Origin of the sequence: Cognatundibacterium crateris (genome assembly GCF_010078235.1) — a bacterium.
Classification (GTDB): domain Bacteria; phylum Pseudomonadota; class Gammaproteobacteria; order Burkholderiales; family Burkholderiaceae_D; genus Undibacterium; species Undibacterium crateris.
In genome coordinates this window covers 58,702-76,861 of record NZ_JAABOS010000002.1, presented here as the reverse complement: position 1 = coordinate 76,861, position 18,160 = coordinate 58,702, and the positions used below count along the sequence as shown (strand labels likewise).

General features: G+C 52.7%; 16 protein-coding genes. 12 read left to right on the top strand and 4 right to left on the bottom strand.

Annotated features, from left to right (window positions below):
* Positions 1 to 20 precede the first annotated feature (20 nt).
* Both adh and EYB48_RS03530 read right to left on the bottom strand, forming a co-directional pair.
* Positions 21 to 1,541: an aldehyde dehydrogenase gene (gene adh, locus EYB48_RS03535; RefSeq protein ID WP_162018939.1), complete on the bottom strand. Its 1,521-nt coding sequence runs from the start codon at positions 1,539 to 1,541 to the stop codon at positions 21 to 23.
* 428 nt (positions 1,542 to 1,969) lie between these two features.
* Entirely contained in the window at positions 1,970 to 4,318 is a 2,349-nt protein-coding gene (locus EYB48_RS03530; RefSeq protein WP_162018938.1) for a Tex family protein, read from the bottom strand.
* A gap of 239 nt (positions 4,319 to 4,557) precedes the next feature.
* On the opposite strand from EYB48_RS03530, the gene EYB48_RS03525 reads away from it, so the two are divergent.
* The 5 genes from EYB48_RS03525 (at position 4,558) to EYB48_RS03505 (ending at position 9,230) form a co-directional block, all read left to right on the top strand.
* A complete protein-coding gene (locus EYB48_RS03525) occupies positions 4,558 to 5,550 on the top strand; it encodes an alpha/beta hydrolase family protein (RefSeq protein WP_162018937.1) in 993 nt (330 codons plus the stop codon).
* 257 nt (positions 5,551 to 5,807) lie between these two features.
* Positions 5,808 to 7,316 (top strand): COG3014 family protein, encoded by a 1,509-nt coding sequence (locus EYB48_RS03520; protein ID WP_162018936.1) that lies wholly within the window; start codon positions 5,808 to 5,810, stop codon positions 7,314 to 7,316.
* 22 nt (positions 7,317 to 7,338) lie between these two features.
* Entirely contained in the window at positions 7,339 to 7,740 is a 402-nt protein-coding gene (locus tag EYB48_RS03515) for a YcfL family putative periplasmic lipoprotein (protein ID WP_162018935.1), read from the top strand.
* Between the two features lie 35 nt (positions 7,741 to 7,775).
* Positions 7,776 to 8,390, top strand: a complete 615-nt coding sequence (gene lpoB, locus EYB48_RS03510) for a penicillin-binding protein activator LpoB (RefSeq protein ID WP_235934888.1) — start codon at positions 7,776 to 7,778, stop codon at positions 8,388 to 8,390.
* A 21-nt stretch (positions 8,391 to 8,411) separates the two neighbouring features.
* Positions 8,412 to 9,230, top strand: a complete 819-nt coding sequence (locus EYB48_RS03505; RefSeq protein WP_162018934.1) for a penicillin-binding protein activator LpoB — start codon at positions 8,412 to 8,414, stop codon at positions 9,228 to 9,230.
* 196 nt (positions 9,231 to 9,426) lie between these two features.
* On the opposite strand, the gene EYB48_RS03500 is transcribed toward EYB48_RS03505, so the two are convergent.
* Positions 9,427 to 10,773 carry an MFS transporter gene (locus EYB48_RS03500; protein ID WP_162018933.1) on the bottom strand — a complete coding sequence of 449 codons (1,347 nt, stop codon included), beginning with the start codon at positions 10,771 to 10,773 and terminating at the stop codon, positions 9,427 to 9,429.
* 150 nt (positions 10,774 to 10,923) lie between these two features.
* On the opposite strand from EYB48_RS03500, the gene cyoA reads away from it, so the two are divergent.
* Genes cyoA through EYB48_RS03465 form a run of 7 tightly spaced genes read left to right on the top strand, consistent with a single transcriptional unit; the run spans position 10,924 to position 17,710 of the window.
* Positions 10,924 to 11,940: a ubiquinol oxidase subunit II gene (cyoA, locus tag EYB48_RS03495; RefSeq protein ID WP_162018931.1), complete on the top strand. Its 1,017-nt coding sequence runs from the start codon at positions 10,924 to 10,926 to the stop codon at positions 11,938 to 11,940.
* A gap of 2 nt (positions 11,941 to 11,942) precedes the next feature.
* Positions 11,943 to 13,946 (top strand): cytochrome o ubiquinol oxidase subunit I, encoded by a 2,004-nt coding sequence (cyoB, locus tag EYB48_RS03490; protein WP_162018929.1) that lies wholly within the window; start codon positions 11,943 to 11,945, stop codon positions 13,944 to 13,946.
* Between the two features lies 1 nt (position 13,947).
* The gene (cyoC, locus tag EYB48_RS03485; RefSeq protein WP_162018927.1) at positions 13,948 to 14,574 is read left to right on the top strand and encodes a cytochrome o ubiquinol oxidase subunit III; all 627 of its coding nucleotides are present in this window, start codon (positions 13,948 to 13,950) and stop codon (positions 14,572 to 14,574) included.
* On the top strand, positions 14,571 to 15,023 hold the full coding sequence (cyoD, locus tag EYB48_RS03480; RefSeq protein ID WP_162018925.1) for a cytochrome o ubiquinol oxidase subunit IV: 453 nt from the start codon (positions 14,571 to 14,573) through the stop codon (positions 15,021 to 15,023). The genes cyoC and cyoD overlap by 4 nt, the downstream gene beginning before the upstream one ends.
* A complete protein-coding gene (locus EYB48_RS03475) occupies positions 15,020 to 15,799 on the top strand; it encodes an SURF1 family protein (RefSeq protein ID WP_162018923.1) in 780 nt (259 codons plus the stop codon). The genes cyoD and EYB48_RS03475 overlap by 4 nt, the downstream gene beginning before the upstream one ends.
* 44 nt (positions 15,800 to 15,843) lie before the next feature.
* Positions 15,844 to 17,160, top strand: coding sequence for an ATP-binding protein (locus EYB48_RS03470; RefSeq protein WP_162018921.1), 1,317 nt, complete (start codon positions 15,844 to 15,846; stop codon positions 17,158 to 17,160).
* A gap of 13 nt (positions 17,161 to 17,173) precedes the next feature.
* Positions 17,174 to 17,710, top strand: coding sequence for a response regulator transcription factor (locus tag EYB48_RS03465; RefSeq protein ID WP_162018920.1), 537 nt, complete (start codon positions 17,174 to 17,176; stop codon positions 17,708 to 17,710).
* Between the two features lie 32 nt (positions 17,711 to 17,742).
* On the opposite strand, the gene EYB48_RS03460 is transcribed toward EYB48_RS03465, so the two are convergent.
* A complete protein-coding gene (locus EYB48_RS03460) occupies positions 17,743 to 18,159 on the bottom strand; it encodes a GNAT family N-acetyltransferase (protein ID WP_162018918.1) in 417 nt (138 codons plus the stop codon).
* Position 18,160 lies beyond the last annotated feature (1 nt).

Below are 18,160 nucleotides of genomic sequence, written 5' to 3'. Positions count from 1 at the left end.
GATGCTTATCTCAACTCTGCTCAGAAAAAACCCAACGCATTCGGGTTGTAACTGACCAGCAGATTTTTAGTTTGCTGATAGTGATCCAGCATCATCTTGTGATTTTCGCGACCGATACCAGATTGCTTGTAGCCGCCAAACGCAGCATGGGCCGGATACAGATGGTAGCAGTTGGTCCAGACCCGGCCCGCCTGTATGCCACGTCCCATGCGGAAGGCGCGGCTGCCATCGCGGGTCCAGACACCGGCACCCAGACCGTACAGCGTGTCGTTGGCTATCGCCAGCGCTTCTTCTTCATCCTTGAAAGTCGTCACCGAGACCACCGGTCCAAAGATCTCTTCCTGGAAGATGCGCATCTTGTTATGACCTTTGAAGATGGTCGGCTGCACATAGTAGCCACCAGCCAGATCACCATCCAGTTGTTGGCGTGCGCCGCCAGCCAGCACCGTTGCGCCTTCCTGTTTGCCGATATCCAGATAGGACAGAATTTTTTCCAGCTGCTCTTGCGAAGCCTGCGCACCTATCATGGTGTTGGCATCCAGCGGGCTGCCTTGTTTGATTGCTGCTACCCGTGCCACCGCACGTGCGATGAAACGCTCGTAGATGGATTCCTGTATCAGCACCCGCGACGGACAGGTACAGACCTCACCCTGGTTCAGCGCGAACATCGCGAAACCTTCCAGACATTTATCAAAGAAGGCATCATCCTGATCCATCACATCGGCAAAGAAAATATTGGGCGACTTACCGCCTAATTCCAGCGTGACCGGAATCAGATTCTGTGCCGCATATTGCATGATCAGACGACCGGTACCGGTTTCGCCAGTGAACGCAATTTTGGCGATGCGCTTGCTGGAAGCTAATGGCTTACCGGCTTCCAGGCCAAAGCCATTAATCACATTCACCACACCAGCTGGCAGCAAATCCTGGATCAGTTCCATCAACACTAAGATTGAACAAGGTGTTTGCTCCGCGGGTTTCAGCACCACGCAATTGCCTGCCGCCAGTGCCGGTGCCAGTTTCCAGACCGCCATCAGGATAGGGAAATTCCACGGAATAATCTGACCCACCACACCCAGTGGTTCATGGAAGTGATACGCATAGGTTTCTGCGTCGATCTGGCACACTGAGCCTTCTTGCGCACGGATGCAACCGGCGAAATAGCGGAAATGATCAATCGCCAGCGGAATATCAGCGGCCATGGTTTCGCGTATTGGTTTGCCGTTGTCTATGGTTTCTGCGGTAGCCAGCACGCTCAGGTTGGCTTCCATGCGGTCCGCAATTTTATTGAGTATCTGCGCGCGTTCGGCCGGTGAGGTTTTGCCCCACGCAGTTTTTGCCGCATGGGCGGCATCCAGTGCCAGTTCTACATCCGCTGCGGTGGAACGCGCTACTTCGCAAAAGGCTTTTCCGATAATCGGGCTGATGTTTTCAAAATATTCGCCACTGACGGGTGGCACAAAGCGGCCACCGATGAAGTTGTCGTAACGTGTTTTATACGGATTCTTGATACCCAGTTTGCTCAGGTCTGCCATTGTCATGTTATGTCTCCTTTATTGTGAATTGCCACCATTCACCGGCTAGCTTTGGCTACAGCTAACTTGTGATGCAGTGTGGTCCTGGAATTTGTGCAAGCACGCATGACTTAGTGCAAAGCCTGTGCCAGTCAGGCTTCATCTTGCAAAGCCAATACAGATAAGGGTTTCAAGGCGATCTGCCTAGCTTGGGACGCTGTGATGCGCTGCGACTGTCACATAATGGAACACTGTCCCAGGTGACACTGTGTCAGCGCTGAGCAGAGTTGACACAGTGCAGGAGGGTGAGGAAAGAGAGAGTCACAGCAGCGCCGGGACTGAAAGAAAAAAGCGACAGACTGCAGGGCAATCTGTCGCTTAGCTTGTTACTTTGTGCTCAGGCATGTGCGCTTCATCTGCGCAACTTGAACCAGTCTGCCGATATTCGCTTGGTATTAGCCGCGCAATTTAGCAAATGCTGCTGCCATCGCATTGTTGGCCGGTGCAGCCGCCTGATTGCGTGACTGATGCTGATTCAAACGCTTTGCATCTTGCCGGTCACCGCGCTGTTCCGGTTTGCTGCCGGCTTGCGGTGCGCTGTCAGACAGGCGCATGGTGAGAGCGATACGCTGACGTTTGACATCGACTTCCAGCACTTTCACTTTGACTACCTGACCCGCCTTGACAACGGTGTGTGGGTCTTTGACGAAGGTCGACGACAGTGCAGAAATATGCACCAGTCCATCCTGATGCACGCCAATATCAACGAAGGCGCCGAAGGCTGCTACGTTGGTGACTACGCCTTCCAGTATCATGTCCGGGCGCAAATCTTTAATGTCTTCCACGCCATCCTTGAAGGTCGCGGTGGTGAATTCAGGACGTGGATCACGGCCTGGTTTTTCCAGCTCTTTCAGGATGTCGGTCACAGTCGGTACACCGAATTTTTCATCGGCGTAGCGCGTAGGGTTCAGGCTCTTCAACAGACTGCTGTCACCGATGACGGCCTTCACATCTTTTTGTATATCGGCCAGAATTTTTTCTACCAGCGGATAAGATTCCGGATGGACGGCTGAGGCATCGAGCGGATTGCTGCCATTCATCACGCGCAAAAAGCCAGCAGCCTGTTCGAAGGTCTTGTCACCCAGCCTTGGCACGGCGCGCAAATCGGCGCGTGCGCTGAACATGCCTTTGGCATCGCGGTAATTCACTATGCTTTGTGCGACACTCGCGGACAGGCCGGAAACCCGCGCCAATAAAGGCGCAGAGGCGGTATTGACGTCGACACCGACCGCATTCACGCAGTCCTCTACCACCGCATCGAGTGAACGCGCCAGCTGAGTCTGACTGACGTCATGCTGATACTGACCGACACCGATGGACTTTGGATCGATTTTAACCAGCTCCGCCAGCGGGTCTTGCAGGCGACGTGCAATCGATACCGCACCACGGATGGAGACATCCAGATCAGGCAATTCTTTAGACGCGAATTCCGACGCGGAATAAACCGAAGCACCCGCTTCAGACACCACGATTTTAGTCAGTTTCAGTTCAGGCTTGAGTTTGATCAGATCCTGCGCCAGTTTGTCGGTCTCGCGTGAGGCCGTGCCGTTGCCGATAGAGATCAGCGATACCTGATATTTTTCTGCCAGTTTCGCCAGCGTATGCAGCGAGCCATCCCAGTCATTGCGTGGCTGATGCGGGTAAATCGTGGCATGTTCCATCACCTTACCCGTCGCATCGACGATGGCTACTTTGACGCCGGTACGTAAGCCCGGATCCAGACCCATGGTGGCGCGTGGTCCGGCTGGCGCTGCCAGCAACAGGTCTTTCAGATTACGGGCAAAAACATTGATTGCCTCGATTTCTGCATTTTCACGCAGCTTGCCCATGAGCTCGGTTTCCAGATGCATGAACACCTTCACGCGCCAGGCCCAGCGTACAGTATCGGCCAGCCATTTATCTGCCGGACGGTCTTTTTGGCTGATGCCAAAGCGTGCGGCGATACGGCCTTCGCAAGGATTCAGCGGCGCATCCCATTTTGGTTTTTCTTCTTCACTGTCCAGGCGCAGTGTGACCGTCAGCATTTCTTCGCGGCGACCACGGAACAAGGCCAGCGCACGGTGCGAAGGAATGGTGCCCAGCGTTTCTGAGTAATCGAAATAATCGGCAAACTTTTCGCCCGCATCCTGCTTGCCTTCCACCACTTTGGATTCCACGATGCCATGTTCATTCAGGTATTCACGCAGGGTTTGCAGCAGAGTCGCATCTTCGGCAAAACGCTCCATCAAAATCTGGCGTGCGCCATCCAGCGCTGCTTTGACATCGGCCACACCGGGATTGTCACCGTTATCGGTGGTGAAGGCTGGCTTCAGATACGCGGCTGCTTCAGTTTCCGGCTGCAAGGCCGGGTTGGCGAGCAAGGCATCGGCCAGCGGTTGCAGACCGGCTTCCACCGCGATCTGTGCCTTGGTACGGCGCTTAGGTTTGTAAGGCAGGTAGAGATCTTCCAGCCGGGTTTTATCTTCCGCCAGGCTGACAGCCGCCAGCAGTTCCGGCGTCATTTTGCCCTGTTCGTTAATCGAGGCGATGATGGCTGCGCGGCGGTCTTCCAGTTCGCGCAGATAACGCAAGCGTTCTTCCAGCAAACGTAACTGGGTATCGTCCAGGCCACCGGTGACTTCTTTACGGTAACGCGCGATGAACGGCACGGTTGCGCCTTCATCCAGCAGGGCGACAGCGGCTGCTACCTGTACCGGTTTGGCAGCGAGTTCTACGGCGAGTCTTTGTTCAATTGAAGGCAACATAAATCCAGCATCCAGACATAAAAAAGCAATGAAGGCGCTGATGATACGCAATTTGCGGCTTTGCGCCAGTCTTGACAGCCAGACTGGCAGGGGGTAGAACTCGCTGCGCCGTATGCTGGCGAGCTGCGGTAAAGCACTATGTGCGTTGCTGCTGCCGTGGTCGCCAGCGATGCTGCGTGCGCATCGCCCGCCTTGCTGGAACTGGAAACACTTGCAAATACAAACAGGAGAAATCTGCTTTGCATCCTCAGCTTTTCATTTGTCTCGCACGTTGCCTGCAAGCCGGTCTGGCATGCTTCTGCCTGTTGCTGCAGCCAGCGCTGGCACAGAGCTCAAGCGTGGTGCAGAGTTTATCGTTCCGGTTTGCGGATGGCGCTTATGCAAATTATTTTTATCTGGACAAGGGTATCCACTCGCAGAGCAGCTTTGTGCCGGTTGCGGATACTGGCTATGAAAACTGGATTTTCGTCGTCGGTGGTTCTGGCTGTGCGAGTATGGGGCGCTATTTACCCGGCTATTTCCGCGGCCTGGAAGGCGAGTCCGGCGTCAGCCGTATCTGGTTGTTACAGAAGCGCCATGTCGGCGCTCAGGATGATGGCAGTCATTGCAGCAGCGTCTTTGTGCAGGATGATCATTTCAGTCGCTGGCAGGCGGATCAGCTGGAGTTCATCCGTTTTCAGCTCGCACAAGTCCCGGCCAACAAAACCATACGCGTAGTAGTGATGGGTATTTCTGAGGGGGCAGAGCTAGCCCCGGTGCTGGCGCTGGCGCTGCCCGCCGCTACCCACCTGGTGTTATTGGCGCATAGTGGGGATGGCGCAATGGGCACCTATCAGACGCTGGCCCGTGCTTACGCCCATATGCATACAGGATGGAAGCAATTGCAGGCGGCGTTGAGTAAGGAACCAGCCGACCCGGATCAGACGCTGATCCATGGCCGCAGCTGGCGCTATTGGTCGGAAATTCGTGCGGTCGATCACATCAGTAATCTGCGTGCATGGAAGGGGCCAGTGTTATGGGCCTATGGAGAGGCAGATGCACTGATTCCAAAAGATGCCAAGGATAAATTGCAACAAATAGTTAAGCCTATGCCCGGACAGTGGCGAACCTGTGTCTTTCCTGGTGCTGATCATGGCTTGCGCAGCCCGGATCATGCTTATTTGCCGGATCTGATGTGGCAGCTGGATCGCTGGCTGGCAGCTTTTCCACCTTTGGATCTATGCCAGGACTAAATGCCATTTTCTGGGATGGTATTTGGGCCTATAGCAAAGGGAGAAAAAGCCTTGGTTTTGAAGGTGGGATTAAGAGCGCGATTGAGTTAGCTTAAAATTTTTACAAATAATTACAATTATACGTAATTAATTATCACCTTGATAATGTAAAAAAACTTGTTTTACATATAATCCTATGCTCGTGTGAAATTGTTGTATTTCGACAATCTTGCCTCTCTCAATTGTTTCTCTTTATTTCCCTTTCCTTCCAGAAAACTATGCGCATTTCTACTTTTGCAGTGACTCCGCTGGTAGCGGCACTCGTACTCACGGGTTGCGTGACCACTCCTACCCACGAAAGCAAGGTGGCAGCTTCATTGGCGGTTGCTAAAACCGGCCAGATTGAAGATGCGATTAAGCAGGTTGAGGCGCAAACTCAGGGCAAGAATGAAAATGACCTGCTGCTGAATCTGGAAAAAGGCGAGTTAATGCGTATCGGTAAACGCTATCAGGACAGCCTGAATGCCCTGAATGTGGCGGATACCAAGGTCAAAGAGTGGGAAGAGAATGCCAAGAGTAATCCGCAAAAACTGATGGCGCAGATAGGCGCGACCCTGATGGGCGATGCCAGCCGCGATTATGAAGGCCAGGATTACGAAAAAGTGATGTTGACTATCCGTATGGCGATGAACCGCATCAATCTGGGTGACCTGGATACAGCGCGGGTCGACATCAAACGCACGCATGAACGTGAAGCCGTGATTGCAGAATTCCGCTCCAAAGAAACTGTGGCGGCGGAAGAAGAAGCCAAATCCAAAGGCGTCAGCTCAGGCAATAAAGAATTGAACGGCTATCCGGTCGAAACCCTGAATGATCCGGAAGTCCTGAAGCTGAAAAACGGTTACCAGAATGCGCTCAGCCATTATCTGTCCGGTTTTGTGTACGAAGCACTCAATGAGCCAGGCCTGGCTGCGCCCGGCTATCGTAAAGCGATTGAATTGCGTCCGGAATTGCCGGTGCTGGAAGAGGGGCTGAAGGGATTGGATCAGCGTACCAGTTTCCGCCGCAAGAAAGGCGTTACCGACGTACTGTTCGTGGTCGAAGCCGGTAATTCGCCAGCGCGTCAATCGAAAAAGCTGACCTTGCCGATTCCGACCGGACGTGGACTGATCACGATGTCACTGGCTTTCCCAGTGATTTATCCAGACAAGGATGCACCGCAGATCAATACCATCCAGGTTGGCAATCAGAATCTTCCGACAGCCTTGATTACTGATTTTAACGTGATGGCACGCCGAGCCTTGAAAGATGAGCTGCCAGGCATTTATACCCGCGCTGCGATCCGCGCAGCGGTGAAGGGTGTGGCGCAGGATCAGATCAATAAAAACTTTGGTGCCTTAGCCGGACTGGCCGCTAATATCGCAGTAGCTGCAACCGAGAGTAATGCCGATGACCGCTTGTGGCGCAGTCTGCCTGAGCGCGTCTTCGTGGCCCGCGCCTTCCTGCCGCCGGGTGACTACGACGTAAACTTCACCGGTCGTCCCGGCGAAACCAGTAAAATCTCGGTCGATGGTCGCTATATGGTGGTGCCGGTACGTTTGTATCAAAACAAAACCTATCTGGGTGACTTAGCCAAATTTGGCACGATAACGCCAGCTGCTCAGATTGAGGATAAACCTGCCACCACCGCGCAGGATGCGAAACCGGCAGTGAAGAAAAATGCCGTTAAACCTAAACCAGCACAAGGTGCCACGAATACTGGCACAACTGCTGTAAAAACCAATTAATTGTCGTCGCAAAGGATAAGACATGTTGAAAAATGCCCGCTTAATCGCAATCAGCGCCGTACTTACTGCGTGCTGGATGGCTCCGGTTCAGGCCGCTAACGATATCCCGAATGCCTCTTCGGCTGGTATCGCTGCCAAGCTGATGGTACGTGGCACGCTGGAAGGGGTGCAGGTCGTGGATCTGCGCTCGCAGCGTCGCAATGATGTGATGGTGGTACAGGCTGAGATGCTGAATCTGACCGACAAAGATGTACGTGTGTACTACCGCTTCCGCTGGACCGATGCAGCAGGTATGCAGGTCGGTGATGGTGAAGTGTGGAAGCCGCTGACCATACTCGGCCGTCAGAGCCAGCTGATCAAAGGCACAGCCTACGGTCCGCAGGCAAGTGACTTCAAAATCGAAATGAGTGCTGAGCCACGCTGAGCTCAGAGCCAGAAATTAATCTAAGGAATATATCCATGAAACAGTTCGTAAAATTGTCCAAAATGATTTGTCTGCTGGCGCTGGCTGGCGTCTCGCTGACTGCGTGCCAGACCAAGTTGTCGCAACCGACAGTCAGCCTTGCGCGTCAGGTTAGCTATGGCGATAACAAAGCGGTAGAAACGGTCACCAATGAATTCGGTTCTACCGACCTGCAAATGATCGCAGAAAAAATGGTGGGTTCTTTGCTGGAAGATCCGGTACTCGCCAATCGTCCTACTTTGACACTGGCCGGTGTGCGTAACAAGACCAGCGAATACATCGATACCAAGTCGATCATGAACAGTATTCAGACCGCACTGGTAAAAAGTAGAAAAGTGAAATTCACCCGCAGTGCAGACGAAATGCAGCAAGGTGTGGATGAGCTGCAGCGCCAGAATCAGAGCGGCCTGTACAAAGCGCAGGGCAAGGCAAAAATCGGTAACATGACTGCGGCTAAATATTCGTTGGAAGGTGAAATCGTTTCCATCGTTAAGCAGAATGCGACGACTAAAGATGTGTTCTACAAAATGACACTGAAACTGTACGACATCGAAGAAGGTTCGATCGAGTGGCAGGATGAAAAAGAAATCCGCAAGACATCTAAAAAATAATTTTCCGGTAAAGGAAGCACGATGTTGAATGTAAAAAAAATGATCGCTGCGCTGGCCTGTGGCCTGGCCAGCATCAGCGCTTATGCCGCTGAGCCTAAGATTGCGGTAACCGATCTGACGTATGAAGAAAAAGTCAGCGAGTATTTTCGCGTAGTGTCTGCCTCCAGCAAAAGCAGCGTCAAAGGCAGCTACAGCGAGCGTGAAACTGATCGCAGCTATTCCCAGCGTGGTCATGTAGACGCTAAAAGCGAAAGCAATTATTTTGAAGCAGAAGGCTATTACACCTATATCGATCGCGGTGAATTGAAAACTTACACGGCTGATCTGAAAGGTGCCTTACTCAAAGGTGGCGCTGTACATCTGATTCAGGCCCGCCCTTATGTAGGTAAGCCGATGGAGAAAATTTTCGACATCATCGGCCGCATCAAACAGGGGATGTATCCGGGTGCGGATTATGTGTTGTTTGGCACCGTCAGCAATATCCAGTTCCGTCAGGAGAGCAATCAACTGCAATACGGGAATTCCATGACAGCCAGTCTGTCGCTGGATCTGGTGGCGGATTTTAGTCTGATTAATACCAAGACTTATGAAGTGAAAGCAGCTTTCAGTGCCAGTGGCTCAGGTGTGGATACCAAGATCATCAGCCGTGCCGGTGATCGCGTAGTGTTCAACCGTGGCAAAGTCATGCAGGAAACTTCGCGCAGTCTGGCAGAAGCCGCCTATGGTGAACTGATGGTGCAGTTTGGCCTGCCACGCGGCGCCAACCGCCCGGCCAATGCAGGCACTGCAGCTCAGCCTGTCGTCACACCTGCACCGGAACCGGTGACTGTGTATCGATAAGCGATCAGTACATTGGTACAGGAGGCAGCAGGGCAGTGCGCTTGTACCAGTGAATAAAAAAAACAGCCAGCAAAAAATGCTGGCTGTTTTTTTTTTACGCCTTATTCCTGAGGATAAATACTTACGCCACTAAGTGGCTCAGACTGACTTGCATCAGCGTGAGCCACATCAATGCGGACTAGCAGGTGCAGCTCACTCAGTTCTTAATTTCTAAAGCACGGTTCAGATGTAGTGCCGCGAGTGAGCAGGCGGCGCCTGACAGCAGGTAGAGGCTGACGTAGGCAAGGCCGAAGTTAGCGGACAATCCCAGTGCAATCAGCGGTGCGAAGCCAGCGCCGACCAGCCAGGACAGATCCGAAGTCAGCGCAGCACCGGTATAGCGGTATTTTGCAGGGAAGTTAGCGGTTACTGCCCCGGCTGCCTGACCATAAGAAAGACCGAGCAGGATAAAGCCAAATAACAGGAAAATGTTTTCACCACTTTCGCCTGCCTTCATCAGCGTAGGTATGAAGGCACTGAGTGCAGCGATCAGAATGGCGAGTGTTCCCAGCGTGTTGCGACGGCCGATTTTATCTGCAATGAGGCCCGAAACCACCACCGATATCGCCATCAGGAAGGCACCTGCGACTTGCAGGTAAAGGAAGTCACTGAGGCTGCGGCCGGAATACAAGGTAATCCAGGACAGCGGGAAGACTGTCACCAGATGGAATAAGGCATAGCTGGCCAGCGCGGCGAGCGCGCCTATCAGTACATTACGACCCTGAGTGCTCAGCAACTCTATGATGCCTACCGGCTGTAATTCGCGTTCTTCCAGTAAATGGGTGTATTCATCGGTGGCGACCAAGCGCAGACGCGCGAACAGAGCGACTACGTTGATGGCAAACGCAACATAGAAAGGATAGCGCCAGCCCCACTCAAGAAAATCTTCCGGTGACAGGTTGGACAGCATATAGGCAAACATACTGGCCGCCAGGATGAAGCCGGTAGGCGCGCCCAGTTGTCCCAGCATCGCGTACCAGCCACGCTTGTCTTCCGGCGCATTCAATGCCAGCAGGGAAGGGAGGCCATCCCAGGAACCACCGAGCGCTATGCCCTGACCTATTCGCAATACCGAGAGCATCACGATGGCAGTGACGCCTATGCTGGCATAGGTAGGCAGAAAGGCAATGCCGGCAGTGGAAAAACCAAGCAGCACTAAGGCTATGGTCAGTTTTGCTTCACGTCCTAAATGTTGCTGTACAGCCATAAAAATCATGGTGCCTATAGGGCGTGCTAAAAAAGCAAAGGAAAAGATGACGAAGGCGTACAGCGTGCCTTCCAGGCGATCTTCAAATGGGAAAAATACCGAGGGGAATACCAGTACCGAAGCAATGGCATAGACGAAAAAGTCGAAATACTCAGAAGTGCGTCCTATAATGACCCCGATCGCGATTTCTCCGGGATCGACAGACGTATCCGCATGATCACCACGTTTAGGGGTACTGCCGTTGGCAGAAGGCTGGTTGGCGTACAGTGCGCCATTGTGGCTGCTGATGTTAGGCATAGTCGTCTCCGTCATCGTTGTTATGTCGATGGACGCAGTCGGCAGCTTTTCCCATGCAGGCAGAAAGGGTAGGACAAAACGTCCAATCGCTAATGCTTATCAGTGAGAGTACATTACCACATATTTACGTTCAGACTGGACTTTTCCTGTATGTTTTCTCAATTAGCTCGTCGCGGAATACTGCTGTTGCCCGCAATAATGATGGCTGGATGCAACACAATTGTGATGAATCCATCCGGAGATATTGCCGCTCAACAGAGTAAGCTCATTGTCATTTCGACATTGTTGATGTTATTGATCATCGTACCGGTGATTGCACTGACCTTCTTTTTTGCCTGGCGTTATCGTCAAAGCAACACCGAAGCACAGTACGAACCGGATTGGGATCATTCTACGAAACTCGAACTGGTGATCTGGGGTGCGCCTCTGTTAATCATCATTGCTTTGGGTATGTTGACATGGATTACCACGCATACTCTTGATCCATATCGAAAGTTGTCGCGTTTGGATGAGACTCGTGCGATTCCTGCTAATGTCAAACCATTAACGGTTGAAGTGGTTGCGCTGGACTGGAAATGGTTGTTTATTTACCCAGAGCAAGGCATTGCAACGGTGAATGAACTGGCTGCGCCGGTCGATGTACCGATTCATTTCAAAATTACTGCATCGACAGTGATGAACTCCTTCTATATCCCGGCACTGGCTGGTCAGATCTATGCGATGCCAGGCATGCAGACTGAACTGAATGCAGTCATTAATAAAGCGGGTGATTACGAAGGCTTCTCTGCGAACTACAGCGGCGCCGGTTTCTCGGATATGCGTTTCAAATTCCGTGGCCTGAGCAATGAAGACTTCGCGCAATGGGTACAGACAGTAAAAACTAATCAGCCTGCGCTCAAGCGTGCTGAGTACCTGGAACTGGAAAAGCCGAGTATCAAAGATCCGGTTCGCCGCTACGCGACCGTTGAGGCTGACCTCTATCATGCCATTCTGAATCGCTGCGTCGTTGACGGTCAGGTTTGTATCGACAAGTTGATGAGCACTGATCTGAATGTGAAGAGCGCAGCGAATGGTAAGTTCTCCAATTTACTGGCGCAAAACCAGCAGGCCGGCCGTGGTCCGCTCGCTGAAATCTGCACGACGCCAACCACAACCACCGGAAAATAAAGATGTTAGACCAAATTGATTTGACAAAGCTGGTGCTTGGCCGCCTCAGCTGGGAAGCGATTCCCTTCCATGAGCCAATTCTGATTGCGACATTTATCGGTGTCCTGTTTGGCGGTGCCGCCGTATTGGGTGGTCTGACCTACTTCCGTTTATGGGGTTACCTGTGGCGTGAGTGGATCACCTCTATCGATCACAAACGTATCGGTATCATGTACATGATCCTGGGTCTGGTCATGCTGTTGCGTGGCTTTGCGGATGCGCTGATGATGCGTGCCCAGCAGGCACTGGCATTCGGTGATTCAGCCGGCTTCCTGCCACCGCATCACTATGATCAGGTATTCACGGCGCATGGCGTGATCATGATTTTCTTCGTTGCGATGCCACTGGTAACAGGTTTGATGAACTACATCGTACCTTTGCAAATCGGTGCACGTGACGTGGCTTTCCCTTTCCTGAATAACTTCAGTTTCTGGATGACCGCATTCGGTGCCGTGCTGGTGATGGTGTCGTTGTTCGTGGGTGAATTTGCACGTACCGGCTGGCTTGCGTATCCACCGTTATCTGGCATTCTGGGTAGCCCGGATGTGGGGGTGGATTACTATATCTGGTCCTTACAGATTGCCGGTGTCGGTACCTTGTTGTCCGGCGTTAACCTGATTGTGACTATCATCAAGATGCGTGCGCCTGGCATGAATCTGATGAAAATGCCGGTATTCACCTGGACTGCGCTGTGTACTAACGTACTGATCGTTGCTGCTTTCCCGGTACTGACCGCCGTACTCGCGATGTTGTCGCTGGACCGTACTTTCGGCACTAACTTCTTCACAAACGACATGGGCGGCAATGCCATGATGTATGTGAACCTGATCTGGATCTGGGGTCACCCAGAGGTATATATCCTGATCCTGCCTTGCTTCGGTGTGTACTCTGAAATCGTATCCACTTTCTGCAGCAAGCGTCTGTTCGGTTACACCTCGATGGTGTACGCGACGGTGGTGATTACTATCCTGTCTTACCTGGTATGGCTGCATCACTTCTTCACCATGGGTTCCGGTGCGAGTGTTAACTCCTTCTTCGGTATCACCACCATGATTATCTCGATCCCAACTGGCGCGAAGATATTCAACTGGTTGTTCACGATGTACCGTGGCCGTATCCGTTTTGAAGTGCCTATGCTGTGGACTATCGGCTTTATGGTGACTTTCGTCATCGGCGGTATGACCGGTGTCTTGCTGGCTGTTCCACCTGCTGACTTTGTCTTGCATAACAGTCTGTTCCTGATCGCTCACTTCCATAATGTAATTATTGGTGGTGTAGTGTTCGGTGCGATGGCTGCGATCAACTTCTGGTTCCCGAAAGCCTTCGGTTACAAGCTCGACAGCTTCTGGGGTAAATGCTCGTTCTGGTTCTGGTGTATCGGCTTCTACTTTGCGTTCATGCCACTGTACGTGCTGGGCCTGATGGGTGTGACACGCCGTCTGAGTCACTTTGATGATCCATCGCTGCAGATCTGGTTCCAGATCGCTGCTTTCGGTGCGGTACTGATCGCGCTGGGTATCGGTTCCTTCCTGGTACAGCTGGTCGTCAGTTACCTGCGTCGTCATGAAAACCGTGATGTATCCGGTGACCCATGGGGTGGCCGTACGCTGGAGTGGTCGACTTCCTCGCCACCACCGGCTTACAACTTCCCATTCACACCACGCGTGCATGATAACGACGCATGGGATGACATGAAGAAGAATGGCTACCAGCGTCCGACTAAAGGCTTTGTGGATATCCATATGCCTAAGAATACCGGTGCCGGTTTCGTGATCGCTGCACTCAGCGGCGCATGCGGCTTCGCACTGATCTGGCAAATGTGGATTCCTGCTGTGGCCGCCTTCCTGGTGATGCTGACAGCAATCATAGTTCACACATTTAATTACAACCGCGACTATTACATTCCTGCTGATGAAGTGATCCGCACGGAAGATGAGCGCACACGTTTGTTAGCGAGCCAGGCCTGATATGTCTACAACTACACATAATGCTTTGAACGGAGACGCGGGTTCCCGCTTCTTCGTCCGGGAACACCATCCGGAAAATGGTACTTTGCTGGGTTTCTGGCTGTACCTGATGAGTGACTGTCTGATTTTTGCGTGTCTGTTTGCTGCGTATGCAGTACTGGGCCGTAACTATGCAGGTGGTCCGACCGGCGCAGAATTATTCGATCTGCCACTGGTGGCATTGAATACTTCTATGCTGTTGCTGTCCTCGATCACGTATGGCTTCGCCATGCTGGAATCCCAGAAAAACCGTCTGGGTACCACCATGGTCTGGCTGGCGATCACTGGCCTCTTTGGCGTGGCCTTTATCAGCCTGGAATTGTATGAATTCATTCACCTGATCCATGAAGGTGCAGGTCCGCAACGCAGTGGTTTCCTGACTTCCTTCTTTGCGCTGGTTGCCACCCACGGTCTGCACGTGACTTTCGGTATCGTCTGGCTGGTGACCTTGCTGTTCCAGCTCAAGCGTCACGGTCTCACGCCTGAAAATCGCCGTCGTCTGATGTGTCTGTCTATGTTCTGGCACTTTTTGGACGTGGTCTGGATCGGTGTATTTACCTTTGTTTATCTGATGGGAGTCTTGCCATGAGCGCACATCACACACATTCCGCATACGGTGATGACCACGCTCACGGTCATCATGGACACGAAGATCACGGCAGCCACGGCAGCCTGAAAGACTACACCCTGGGTTTCATCCTGTCGGTGATCCTGACAGCGATCCCTTTCTGGCTGGTGATGGCGAAGGTGATTCCTGATTCGAAAACCATGGGTATCGTATTGCTGGTATTCGCAGCGATACAAATCGTGGTACACATGATTTACTTCCTGCACATGAACTTCAAGTCCGAAGGTGGCTGGTCTATGCTGGCACTGATCTTCACTACCTTGCTGGTCGTGATTATGCTGGCAGGTTCGCTGTGGGTTATGCATCATATGAATCACAACATGATGCCTGGCATGAATCATGAAACCAAGCCAGAGTCGATTAATCTGGCACCAGCTAAGGATGGACAGAACTCACGCAATCTGCCATGAGTCTGTCTCCTGTTGAGACCCCGGCCGGAACTGCGGTTCCGGCTGACCAGGATAACCACCCGCGTTCACCTTTAGTGAGAAGCTTACTCACCATCGGTGCGCTGGTGGTTTTTCTTTGTCTGTGCGCGCTGGGTAGCTGGCAAGTGGTCCGCCTCCAGTGGAAGCTGGATCTGATCGCCCGCGTCGAGCAGCGCATACACGCTCAGCCGGAAGCGGCGCCGGGCCGTAGCGACTGGCCGCAAGTCAGCGTGGCCAGAGATGAATACCGTCATGTCAAAGTCAGCGGTGTGTTTTTGCATGCGCAGTCGAGCATGGTGCAGGCTGTGACGGAACTGGGTAGCGGCTATTGGTTGCTGACACCTATGCGTCAGAACGATGGCAGTCTGGTGTTCATCAATCGCGGTTTCTTGCCGTCTGCGGAGCGCGTCAAACAAGAGCTGGCACGTGCGCCTTCCTCTGAAACGCTGACCCTGACTGGTTTATTGCGTGTCACCGAACCAGGTGGCGGCTTCCTGCGTCACAATGATGCAGCGGCCGGACGCTGGTTTTCGCGCGATGTGGCAGCGATGGCCGCCGCACATCAGCTTACCGATGTGGCACCGTATTTTATCGATGCTGATGCAGCCAGCCAGACTGATGCCGCAGGGCCGGTAGCAGGCTTGACGGTAGTGCGTTTTCAGAACAATCATGCAGTCTATGCGCTGACTTGGTATGCTCTCGCTTTGATGGTCGGATTGGCGTACTGGTATGTACGCCGTACTGACCGGCGTCGCTGAACAAGTCTGCTGCGTTCAGCGCGCATCCACCGAAAGTGAGCCAGATGCGCGATACAGAAAACCATTCCACCTTTGTGATTTTGCCTGACTCAGGCGTCAAGGAACTGCAGCACTCAGCCGGGCATAAAAATATGCTGCAGCTGATCCATTTGCGCTGGCTGGCGGTATTCGGCCAGATCTCTACCATCGCCTTAGTCACGCTGGGCTTCGGCATCCATTTGCCGATACTGCCTATGCTGTATGTGCTGGCAGGTCTGATCGCTTTTAACATCGGCAGCCATTTACGCTGGCATGAAGAAGTTCGTGTTTCGAACCGTGAGCTATTGCTGGCTTTACTGGTCGACGTAGCGACACTGACTGCGCAGCTATATCTGAGCGGCGGCACTGGAAATCCGTTTGCCTTTTTGTTTTTGCTGCAGGTGATACTTAGCGCGGTGCTGCTGGAAGCCTGGTCGACCTGGCTCATCGTGGCGCTGAGTACAGCTTGCCTGATGGGCTTGTCACGTTTTTCTCTGCCGCTGAAACTGCCGCCGGATTCAGTCAACAGCCTGTTCAGTCTGTACCGTGATGGCATGCTGATCTGCTTTTTGCTGAATGCGGCCTTGCTGGTGTTTTTCCTGACCCGGATTAATTCCAATCTCAAAGAAAGGGATGCGCAGTTAGCCGATTTGCAGAAGCGCGCAGCAGAAGAAGAACATATCGTGAAGATGGGTTTGCTGGCATCCGGTGCTGCGCATGAACTAGGTACGCCGCTGGCCACCTTGTCGGTAATTTTGGGCGACTGGCGCCGTATGCCGCAATTCACTCAGGATGCAGAGTTGACCGAAGAGCTGACTGAAATGCAGCGCCAGTTACAGCGTTGTAAGAGCATCGTCAGCAGTATCTTATTGTCGGCTGGTGAAGCCAGGGGCGAGTCCTCCGTTAAAACAACCATCAATACTTTTCTGAACGATCTGGCCGAAGACTTCCGTGCCACCCGCATTTTGCAGGTTTTCGAGTACAGAAACAGCAATCCACATGATATTCCGGTGGTGTTTGATGTGGCACTCAAGCAGATGATATGCAATGTGTTAGATAATGCGCTTGAAGCATCACCACATTGGCTGGCACTCGATGTGCAGCGTCAGGAGGAAGTGCTGACTTTGTTGGTTACAGATCGCGGGCCGGGCTTCCAGCCGCATATTCTGGACAAGCTGGGGCAGCCCTATCAATCGACCAAGGGCCGCGCCGGCAGCGGACTGGGTCTGTTCTTTGTGGTGAATGTTGTACGTAAGCTGGGTGGGACGGTATCAGCCAGAAACCGTCTCGAAGGTGGGGCTGCTGTTGAAGTCACTCTGCCTATTTCTGCACTGAAGCTTTAAGAGGTAATCACCTATGTCAGAGAATCGTCTGTTGCTGATCGTGGAAGACGATACTGCATTTGCGCGCACACTGGTGCGCTCGTTTGAACGGCGCGGCTATACCGTTTTGCATGCGGACAGTCTGGAGCAGGTGTCTGTACTGCTGACTCAGCATAGCCCGCGCTATGCGGTGGTGGACTTAAAGCTCAATGGCAATGCTTCTGGGCTGGCCTGCGTACAGATGCTGCATAAGCATGACGAGGCCATGCTGATCGTGGTGCTGACTGGCTTTGCGAGTATCGCTACCGCGGTTGAAGCCGTAAAGCTGGGGGCTTGTCAGTATCTGGCTAAACCTTCCAATACCGATGATATTGAAGCGGCCTTCGGTCATGTGGCGGGTGTGGCTGAGCCTGAATTAAGCAATCGCTCAACCTCGATTAAAACGCTGGAATGGGAGCGCATCCATGAGGTGTTGGTGGAAGCCGAGTTCAATATTTCTGAAGCCGCACGCCGTCTTGGTATGCATCGCAGAACACTGGCACGCAAACTCAATAAACAGCAGGTGAAGTAAGCGCAGGTCTGGCTGTGTGCCAGCAAAATCGCTCAGGGCTGGTAGAGCGCAGGGCGATGGATTTCCATATAGGTCTCAGGTTTGCCTAATGCCTGGAAACCGAATTGCTGATACAGGCCGCGTGCATTGCTGCTGACCAGAACAAAGCGCCGTAAGCCTTGCAGGGCAGGATGGCGCAACACAAATTCCAGCAATTGTTTGCTGTAGCCACGACCTTGAAATTCAGGCAGCACAAACACATCCAGCAGATACGCAAAACTCGCATGGTCAGTAATCACGCGTGCAAACGCAATTTGCCGCCCATCTGACCAGCCGCCAAAGCATAGCGAATGTTCCATACCACGTTTAACGGTATCCAGCGGAATGCCCTTAGCCCAGCTTGATTCTTCAGACAAAAAACGATGGATCATAGCGATATCCATGCGTTGCAGATCATCTGAGCATTCCATC